Annotated in this window: 2 protein-coding genes; one reads left to right on the forward strand and one right to left on the reverse strand. The window is 33.6% G+C overall.

Features of this window, described 5'->3' with window-relative positions:
- The first annotated feature begins 251 nt into the window (after positions 1–251).
- Positions 252–485: a preprotein translocase subunit SecG gene (gene secG, locus ADJ83_RS16280; RefSeq protein ID WP_031540682.1), complete on the forward strand. Its 234-nt coding sequence runs from the start codon at positions 252–254 to the stop codon at positions 483–485.
- Positions 486–654: 169 nt separating this feature from the next.
- On the opposite strand, the gene ADJ83_RS16285 is transcribed toward secG, so the two are convergent.
- Positions 655–2,109, reverse strand: a complete 1,455-nt coding sequence (locus ADJ83_RS16285; RefSeq protein WP_048717259.1) for an IS1182 family transposase — start codon at positions 2,107–2,109, stop codon at positions 655–657.
- Between the last annotated feature and the right edge of the window lie 122 nt (positions 2,110–2,231).

Below are 2,231 nucleotides of genomic sequence, written 5' to 3' on the forward strand. Positions count from 1 at the left end.
GATCCAGCAGGAAAAGGTAACAGAGGAGCGTTCTCTGAGCCCGAGAGCAAGAGATCCAGCAGGAAAAGGGAACAGATGCTTCTTATTCAAAGGTTATCGCGTAATTAAGAGAACTCTTCCATACATTCATGCTGGATAAATATATTCTACTAATTATTATGACAAAGAAAGCGACATACTATTGTGGCAAAACATAAAATATGATACATTTAAACTAATGTAGGTTGGGTTTAATGGAGGTGTTTGATATGATACACACAGTTTTGATTACTTTATTGATTATCGTTGCGATTGCATTAATCGTAGTAGTACTTCTTCAAAATGGTAAGAGTGCTGGACTATCTGGAGCAATTTCTGGTGGTGCAGAGCAGTTATTTGGTAAACAAAAAGCACGTGGTTTAGAATTAATCCTTCACAATGCAACAATCGTTTTAGCAATTCTATTTTTTGTATTAACGATTGCAGTTAGTTATTTTGATCTATAATAACGAAATTCGGTATAGATAAAAAACCTGGCCATGAAAGGGAGGCCACTGACAAACTGAGGTCATTTCTAATAATCAGCTGGCCGCATAAAAAAAGACGACCCTCATTAAATTTTTTGAATGTAGAGTCGTCTTTTTTTATCCATTTTCTCATGAATTCCTATCTTTTTTAACTCATTAATTTCAAGATTCTTTTTAAATTCACCGTAAATATTGCCATGGCACCTTGCAATTCCATACCTAATAGACCCGAGGATTTTGCAACATTGTACCCGTGTCTGTGTTTTAATTCGCTATTTTTAGCTTCTATTTTATATCGTTCTTTCGACTTTTCTTTAAAATAGTCACTTTCTTGAAATTTTGCCTGCTCTGTATGCTCGTTTGATTTGATGCTTACAGAATATGTTTTACTTTTAGCCCCTTCCTTATAACATCCTTCCTTAAACGGACAGTGTTTACATTTTTCTATATCAAAATAGTACGTATGAACTTGATTTCTACCTTCTCCTTTTTTGCCCTGTTTTGCTTTTCTTATTGCCATATGTCCAGCCTTACAAACATACATTCCAGCATCTTTATTAAATTCAAATTCATCTTCTTTTTTACGGTATCCTTGTGTTACAGAAGGGTTTAATTTGGCTACCAATTTCATTCCATTCTTTTTTGTGAACTCGATATTTCCTTTTTCCGAATAAGCTGCATCCCCGATTACTGCCTCAACTTCCATGCCGGCTGTCATACTTTTTTCAATCAGTGTTTCTAATTGTTTTCCGTCATTCTTTTCTCCAGTTGTGACTGTTGCGGCTGTAATAATCCTTTCTTCACTCATGGCTATGTGCGTTTTGTATCCAAAAAATGAGGTATCCTCACTCTTGTGACCAACTTTAGCATCTTTATCTTCTGAAATTTGTAGATATTCGATATCGTCATTTACCGTTTCTTTTAGAAGGTTTAGTTGTTCCTTTACTTTTGGATATGGAACAAGCGTATCTTCCTTCTCAATCACCTCAATCAGTTTTTGACAATACTCCATTTCATCCTCCAAAATATCCGTTGAAGTTTTAGTGGGAAACTTATCTTTCATGCTTTCATCTATTTTATAAACAGCTTTTCTAAGCTTTTTCGAACGATCCATTAGGATTTCTTTAGGTGATTTCTGATTATAACGAGCTTTCGAATGAGTGGCATCTACGATAATAGCTTTACTTTTGATAATTCCCTTTTCAATAGCGATTTCTACGGTTTTATTAACAAGCATATCTAAAAGTTTTACGTCTTTTAAACGCAACTTTCTAAATTTGGTTAAAGAACTTGGTTCAATCACCGAATCTTCGGGTGCCATATCAAGAAAATATTTAAAAGACATATCATATTTTGAACGTTCAACAACGTCAACATCAGACAAGTCATAAATCGACTTTAATAATAAATACTTGAACATACGAATAGGATCGATGGCATTTCGACCGTTATCAAAACAATAATTTTTCTTGATTTCATCATAAACAAATGAAAAGTCAATTAAGTCATTAATTTTTCGTAACAGATTATCTTTTGGAACGACTAAATCATATAGAGCCATAAAAGGGCTAAAAAGAATCATAGACTGTTGTTTTTGAATCATAGTATCCACCCACACTGAAATTGATACTATAATTATACAATAAAAAAAGGATAGTTCCTTCAAATAATGAAGGACTATACCTTTTAGATTATGAACATTTGGAGGACTTTTTCAGTGGCCTC

The sequence above is a fragment of the Bacillus sp. 522_BSPC genome, assembly GCF_001076885.1.
Taxonomy (GTDB): domain Bacteria; phylum Bacillota; class Bacilli; order Bacillales; family Cytobacillaceae; genus Niallia; species Niallia hominis.